The sequence below is a fragment of the Longimicrobium sp. genome (assembly GCF_036399255.1).
In the GTDB taxonomy this organism is placed as follows: domain Bacteria; phylum Gemmatimonadota; class Gemmatimonadetes; order Longimicrobiales; family Longimicrobiaceae; genus Longimicrobium.
Map to the genome: position 1 here is coordinate 24,841 of NZ_DASWNM010000109.1, position 6,902 is coordinate 31,742.

6 protein-coding genes are annotated in these 6,902 nt (G+C 71.2%); all 6 read right to left on the reverse strand.

Going from position 1 to position 6,902, the window contains the following annotated elements:
• Nucleotides 1-248: 248 nt before the first annotated feature.
• The 6 genes from purL to VGC13_RS20370 all read right to left on the reverse strand — a co-directional run bounded on the left by purL (nucleotide 249) and on the right by VGC13_RS20370 (nucleotide 6,503).
• A complete protein-coding gene (gene purL, locus VGC13_RS20345) occupies nucleotides 249-2,567 on the reverse strand; it encodes a phosphoribosylformylglycinamidine synthase subunit PurL (protein WP_331127125.1) in 2,319 nt (772 codons plus the stop codon).
• Between the two features lie 104 nt (nucleotides 2,568-2,671).
• Nucleotides 2,672-3,484 carry a hypothetical protein gene (locus tag VGC13_RS20350; protein WP_331127126.1) on the reverse strand — a complete coding sequence of 271 codons (813 nt, stop codon included), beginning with the start codon at nucleotides 3,482-3,484 and terminating at the stop codon, nucleotides 2,672-2,674.
• A 190-nt stretch (nucleotides 3,485-3,674) separates the two neighbouring features.
• Nucleotides 3,675-4,373: a phosphoribosylformylglycinamidine synthase subunit PurQ gene (purQ, locus tag VGC13_RS20355; RefSeq protein WP_331127127.1), complete on the reverse strand. Its 699-nt coding sequence runs from the start codon at nucleotides 4,371-4,373 to the stop codon at nucleotides 3,675-3,677.
• A complete protein-coding gene (gene purS / locus VGC13_RS20360) occupies nucleotides 4,370-4,639 on the reverse strand; it encodes a phosphoribosylformylglycinamidine synthase subunit PurS (protein ID WP_331127128.1) in 270 nt (89 codons plus the stop codon). Before purS ends, purQ begins: the two co-directional genes overlap by 4 nt.
• Nucleotides 4,636-5,517 (reverse strand): CDP-diacylglycerol--serine O-phosphatidyltransferase, encoded by an 882-nt coding sequence (pssA, locus tag VGC13_RS20365; RefSeq protein ID WP_331127129.1) that lies wholly within the window; start codon nucleotides 5,515-5,517, stop codon nucleotides 4,636-4,638. Before pssA ends, purS begins: the two co-directional genes overlap by 4 nt.
• Nucleotides 5,514-6,503 (reverse strand): phosphoribosylaminoimidazolesuccinocarboxamide synthase, encoded by a 990-nt coding sequence (locus tag VGC13_RS20370; RefSeq protein ID WP_331127130.1) that lies wholly within the window; start codon nucleotides 6,501-6,503, stop codon nucleotides 5,514-5,516. Before VGC13_RS20370 ends, pssA begins: the two co-directional genes overlap by 4 nt.
• Nucleotides 6,504-6,902: the final 399 nt, after the last annotated feature.

The following is a 6,902-nucleotide window of genomic DNA, read 5'->3' on the forward strand; positions in this document are numbered from 1 at the left end:
AGACGACCGGAACGGGTGCGGCGCGGCTCCCCGAGGGGGCTGCGGCGAACACCGAAAATGTGCGGTTCAGGGAAGAGCGCCGATGTGGCACTCCTGAAACTCGCCACGATTCGCGCACAGGTCAAGGCGCGCCGTCCATGCCGGGCCAAAGAGGCCGTCATTTGACGACAGGGCCGGCGGGGTGGTCCAACCCGTTCGTGCCGTCACCTTCCCCGCGCCGGGCGGCGCGGGGAAGGAGGAAGGGAAGGCTACTCCTGCCCGTGCTGAACGACCGAGGCGAGCGAGGTTTCCACGTCCGCCACGCTCCCCTCCATCCGCCGGGGGATGGCGGACTCGTACGTCTCCGCCAGCTCCGAGGCAGGCGCCTCGACCGTGGCGCCGCGGGTGCGGATGACAAAGGTGCCGAACGGCGTCCCCACGGTGCCGATACGCTTCGCCGGCACCGCGTGCTCCGCGGCGATCTCCAGCAGCGCGTCCACGTCCCCGTCCGCGCAGCTCACGACCACGCGCCCCTGCGCCTCGCCGTAGAGCAGGGCGGCCGCCGGCAGGTCGTCGTCCAGTTCCACCTCCACCCCCAGCGGCGCGGCGGGGTCGGCGATGGCGCTCTCGGCCAGCGCCACGGCCAGGCCGCCCTCCGCCGTGTCGTGGGCGGACTGCACCAGGCCGGCGCGGATCATCCCCAGCAGCGCCTGCTGCAGCCTGCGCTCGCGCTCAAGGTCGATGGCCGGCGCGTCGCCGGCCACGCGGCCGTGGACAGCCTTCAGGTACTCGCTCCCGCCCAGCTCGTCCGTGTTGGTGCCGAGGAGGACGATGGCGTCGCCGGCCTCCTTGAACGCGCTGGTGGTGACGTGCGCCAGGTCCTCGATCACCCCCACCATGCCGATCGTGGGCGTGGGATAGATGGCGCCGCGCGGGTTCTCGTTGTACAGCGAGACGTTGCCGCCGGTCACCGGCGTCTGCAGCATGGCGCAGGCCTCGCCGATGCCGCGCAGGCTCTCCGAAAGCTGGTAGTAGACCTCGGGCTTGAGCGGGTTGCCGAAGTTCAGGTTGTCGGTCACCGCGCGGGGAAGCGCGCCGGAGCAGGCCAGGTTGCGCGCCGCCTCGGCCACGGCGATCTGGCCGCCGCGGTAGGGGTTCAGGTAGACGTAGCGGGCGTTGCAGTCCACCGTGGCGGCGATGGCCTTGCGGGTGCCCCGCAGCCGGATGACCGCGGCGTCGCTGCCAGGCCCGACGACCGTGTTGGTCCGTACGGTGCTGTCGTACTGCTCGTACACCCAGCGCTTGCTGGCGATGGTGGGCGAGTCCAGCAGCTTTCGCAGCGTCCAGGTGGGATCGGCCTCTTCCGCCTTGGGCTGGATGCTGGCGAGGTCGAACTCGCGTGCCGCGGTGATCTCCGGCGCCTCGCGTCCCTCGCGGGTGTAGGTGGGGCAGGCGTCCACCAGCGGCTCGCCGGGGATGTCGACCACCACGACCCCGTTCTCGCGGATCACGTAGCGCCCCGTGTCGGTCACGTGGCCGATGGTCTCGGCGTCCAGATCCCAGCGGCCCAGGATGGCGCGCACGTCCTCTTCCCGCCCCTCGTGCGCCACGACGAGCATGCGCTCCTGCGTCTCGCTGAGCAGGATCTCGTACGGCGTCATCCCCGTTTCGCGGACGGGGACGGTGGTGATCTCGATGTCCACCCCTGTCCCGCCGCGCGCCGCCATCTCCGTCGAGGAGGAGACGAGCCCCGCCGCGCCCATGTCCTGGATGCCGACGATGTGCCCGCTGCGGATGAGCTCCAGCGACGCCTCCAGCAGAAGCTTTTCGGTGAAGGGGTCGCCCACCTGCACCATGGGCCGCTTGGCCTCGCTCTCTTCGCTGAGCTCGGCGCTGGCGAAGGTGGCGCCGTGGATGCCGTCGCGCCCGGTCCTGCTTCCCACGGCCATGATGGGGTTGCCCACGCCGGAGGCCACGCCGCGGATGAGCTCTTCCTTCTTCATCAGCCCGATGGCCATGGCGTTGACCAGCGGGTTCCCTTCGTACGCGGCGTCGAAGTACACCTCGCCCGCCACGGTGGGAATGCCCACGCAGTTGCCGTAGTCGCCGATCCCCTTGACCACGCCGGCGAACAGGTAGCGCACGCGGTCTGCGTCGTCGCCGTCGATCTCGCCGAAGCGCAGCGAGTTCAGGCAGGCGATGGGGCGCGCGCCCATGGTAAAGACGTCGCGCAGGATGCCGCCCACGCCGGTGGCGGCGCCCTGGTACGGCTCGACGGCGCTGGGATGGTTGTGCGACTCGATCTTGAAGGCGACCGCCAGCCCGTCGCCCACGTCGATGACGCCGGCGTTTTCGCCCGGGCCCTGCAGCACCCACGGCGCCTGGGTGGGAAGCTTCTTGAGCAGCGGGCGGCTGTTCTTGTAGCCGCAGTGCTCGCTCCACATGGCGCTGAACACGCCCAGCTCGGTGTACGTGGGCTCACGGCCCAGGATGCCGAGGATGAGCGAGTACTCGTGCTCGCTGATGCCGTGGTCGGCCACGAGCTCGGGGGTGATCCGGGGGTCGCCGGGACGGGGCTGAACGGACATGGCCACAGAGTGCGTTAGTGCGTGAGTGCGTCAGTGCGGAAGTGCAAGTGCGTGAGGCGGATACTCACGCACTCACGCACTGGCGCACTCACGCACTTCGTTGTCTACGGATTCTTCTCGTCGTTCCGCCGGGCGCGCTCGGTGGCGGTCGGCTCGTTGGCGCGGTCCTGCCGCTCGCGCCGGTTCTTGCGGTCGACGGACGTTTCGCCGCGCGTGTCCGCCGCCTCGGTGTTGCGCGTGGCGGCGGGCGCCGGCTGCGTGGTGGGCAGCGGGCCGTCCACCGCGGGCGGGTTGGTCCCCGCCGCCGCGTCGGCCGCGGGCGCGGTGATGACGGTGGTCGACGCCTCGCCGGGCTGGCCCTCGCGCGCCGTGCCGACGGGCGTGCCCGGCTGCGCGGCGGACATGGGCTCGGGATTGGTGATGACGATGGTGGACGGCTCGCCCGGGCGCCCCTCGCGGGCCCGCGGCCGGCCGCGGTCGTCGTCATCCTCCGCACCGGGAACCACGATCACCTCCGCCTGCGGCTGTTCCACCCGCACCCCGCCCACGCGCGCGCGCCCGTCCACCGGCGCGTCGTTCGCCGCGTCGTGTCCCGAACGGTCGCGGACGTCGTTCGCGTTGATGGCCTCGTCCGCCGCGGGGCCGCTGAAGCGGCGGCGCGAGGTGCGCAGGACGGCGGCCACCACGCGGTCGTTCTGAAAGAAGACCACGTCGTCGCTGCCGCAGCGGTTGGGGCAGCCGTTGTGGTAGTACCAGTACGTCCAGGCGCCGGCGGCGCGCGTGGTGGCCGGCTCGCCAAAGCGGCCGCGCACCTGCGCCTCCGTCATCCCCGGCGAAATGGTGGACTGCGCCAGGGCCGGGCTCGCGGCGGCGGAGAACAGCAGCGCCGCGCCGCCCAGCAGCATCGACTTCTTCATCTCACGCCCCGAGAAAAGGTGAACGGGTGAAGGGGTGAACGGGTGACCAGATCCGCGGCTCTCCCGTGCCTTCGTACCCTCGTACCATCCCGCACTCCGCACTCCCGCACTCCCGCACTCCCGCACTCCCGCACTCCCGCACTCCCGCACTCCCGCACTCCCGCACTCCCACACTCCCGCACTCACGCACTCACGCACTTCCCACCAGGAAATCCGCCAGCGACCGGAAAACCCCCAGCCCGTCCGTGTTCCCCAGCGCCTCGTCCGCGGCGCGCTCGGGGTGCGGCATCATCCCCAGCACGTTGCCGCCCGCATTCACGATGCCGCCGATGCTGCGCGCGCTGCCGTTGGAGTTCACCTCCGGCGTCACGTTCCCTGACGCGTCACAGTAGCGAAACGCCACACGCCCCTCCGCCTCCAGTTCGTCCAGCACCGCGTCGTCGGCGATGTAGCAGCCTTCGCCGTGGGCGACGGGAATGCGGATCACCTGGCCCACCTCGTACTCCGACGTGAAGGGCGCGGCGGCGCGCTCCACCCGCAGGTACGTGGGCCTGGAGTGGAACTTGAGCGTGCGGTTGCGCACCAGCGCGCCGGGAAGCAGCCCCGCCTCGCACAGCACCTGGAAGCCGTTGCAGATGCCGGCCACCGGGCCGCCGTCGCGCGCGAACGCGGCGACCTCGCGCATCAGCGGGCTGTGCGCGGCGATGGCGCCCGCGCGCAGGTAGTCGCCGTAGCTGAAGCCGCCGGGAAGGAGCACCGCATCCACCCCCGCCAGGTCGTGGTCCTTGTGCCACAGGTACTGCGCCTGCGCGCCCAGCCCCTCCTGCACCGCCTTCAGGCAGTCGTAGGCGCCGTTGCTGCCGGGAAAGAGAACGACGCCGACCTTCACGGCGCGCTCCCGGCGGGCGCCCCCACCGTGACGGCGTAGTCTTCCGTCACCGGGTTGGCCAGCAGCTGGCGGCACATGGCGTCCGCCCGCTCCCGCGCCTCCGCTTCCGACGCCGCCTGCAGGCTGAAGACGATCAGCCTCCCCACGTGCACCTCGCCCACGCCGCTGAAGCCCAGCGTGGAGAGCGCGCCGCCCACCGCCTTGCCCTGCGGGTCCAAAATGCCGCGCCGCGGCGTTACCCGCACCTCGATGCCGTATTCCGTCACCTGCGTTCCTCGCGGTCCGTGCGTCTGCGTCTGATGAAGCGCCGCCGGGGGCGCATCGCCTCGTAGTCCAGCTCCCGCTCGTCGTCGGGGTCCTCGTCCACCTCGTCGTACAGCGGGTCCCGCTCCGGCAGCCGCTCCAGGAACCCCATCCCCACCGAGCGCAGCAGCCCCCAGGTGACGTAGACGATGGAGAACGGAAAGAAGAAGTACGCCGGCGCCGTGAACGCGCTCACCACCGCCACCGCCATCAGAAAGATGGCGAACCGGCCGCCCCAGGTGCGCAGGCTGAAGCGCGGCACCACCGGGTACAGCACGTTGCTCACCATCAGCACGCCCATGAACAGCATCAGCCACCCGGCCGTGCGCGCCACCGGCACCTGCGGCAGGAACGCGCCCCAGAACGCCGTCTGCGTAAACGCGAAGTACGTCGCCAGGCACGATCCCGCCGTGGGGGAGGGAAGGCCGTGAAAGTTGGCCTTGGCCGTCCCCGCCTGCTCGATGTTGAACCGCGCCAGCCGGAACACCGCGCAGACGATGTACAGGAACGCCAGGATCCACGACCACTCGCCGCCCTCGCGCAAAAACGCGAAGTAGGCGATCATCGCCGGCGCCACGCCGAACGAGATGGCGTCCACCAGCGAGTCCAGCTCCTCGCCGAACGCGCTTCCCGTGGCGGTGAAGCGGGCGATGCGGCCGTCCAGCAGGTCCATGATGGCCGCGCCCACGATCATCCACCCCGCCGCCGCGTACTCCCCGCGCGACGCGGTGACGATGGCCCAGATCCCCAGGAACAGGTTGCCCAGCGTGAATGCGCTGGGCAGGATCACGACGCCCCGGCGCAGCCGCCGCCGCTGCGGCACCGCGGACTCGGCGATCACGACGGCGCTCCCGGGTCGTGCAGGGGAAACTGGTCCAGCGTCATCCCCGTCAGCCGGCGAAAGGCGTCCTGGTAGCGCCGCGACGTCTCGTCCACCACCTCCGGCGGCAGCGCCGGCCCCGGCGGCGTCTTGGCCCACTTCCCGGCGTCGACGAGAGTCTCCAGCCAGTCGCGCAGGGGCTGCTTGTCCAGCGAGGGCTGGCCGCGGCCGGGCGCGTAGTGCTCCGCCGGCCAGAACCGGGACGAGTCCGGCGTCAGCACCTCGTCCATGATGCGGATGGTCCCGTCGTCGTCCGTGCCGAACTCGAACTTGGTGTCGGCGATGATGATGTCGGACCTGGCGGCCAGCTCGCGGCCCCGCGCGTAGACGGCCAGCGACGCGTCGCGCAGCCGCTCGGCGGCGTCGTCCCCCACGATCTCGCGCATGCGGGAGAAGGGGATGTTCTCGTCGTGGCCGCTCTCGGCCTTGGTCGCGGGAGAAAAGAGGGGCTGTTCCAAGCGGTCCGACTCGCGCAGGCCGGCGGGAAGGGGCTCGCCGGCCAGGGTGCCCTGCTCGCGGTACTCCTTCCACGCGCTGCCGGACAGGTAGCCGCGCACCACGCACTCCACGGGAAACGGCCGCAGCTTGCGGCACAGCATGGAGCGGCGCGCCCACGCGTCGCGGTGCGGCGCCAGGGCGGGGTAGCGGCGGACGATCTCGTCCGGGTCCACGGACAGGACGTGGTTGGGCACCAGGTCCGCCGTGCGCGCGAACCACCACGCGCTGATCAGGGTGAGCACCTCGCCCTTGCGGGGCACGGGCGTGGGCATCACCACGTCAAACGCGCTGACGCGGTCGGTGGCGACGATCAGCAGGGCATCGCCCAGGTCGTACACGTCGCGCACCTTGCCCCGCACCCGCAGCGGGAAGGGAAGGTCGGTGCTGACCAGCGTAGCCGTCAGGGTCGCGCTCCGTCTCAGGGTGGGCTGAAGCCGGGAAGTTAGCAATCGCGCGGGGGAGCGGCAACCGGGAGGGAGGGTGAAGGGGTGAAGGGGTGAAGGGGTGAAGGGGTGAAGCTGCTGGTTTGGGCGCGACCCGCGGGCGCCCCCTCCGCTCGCTTAGGCTCGCACCTCCCCCAAAACTGCTGGGGGAGGTTGGGGTGAGGCGGAGGGCAGGGTGGTTCGAAGGATTTCGAGCTGCGTCCGAAGGTGGCCCCCTCTCCCGGCCTCTCCCCCGCAAACTGCGCGGGAGAGAGGTGACGCGTACGGAATCTCCGGCGCGCTACGGAGAGGGCGGATGCGAGTACAGCCTGTCGAAGCGGGATCGAATTCTCCCCTCTCCGTGAGGAACGAACGGGGGGGCCGGGGGAGAGGCACCCCAGCGGACGCAGCACCATCCCTCCGCCG

Bases quoted from the DNA above. Each gene is read 5' to 3' on its own strand.
- purL (WP_331127125.1), bottom strand. From the start codon at position 2,567: ATGTCCGTTCAGCCCCGTCCCGGCGACCCCCGGATCACCCCCGAGCTC.
- VGC13_RS20350 (WP_331127126.1), bottom strand. From the start codon at position 3,484: ATGAAGAAGTCGATGCTGCTGGGCGGCGCGGCGCTGCTGTTCTCCGCC.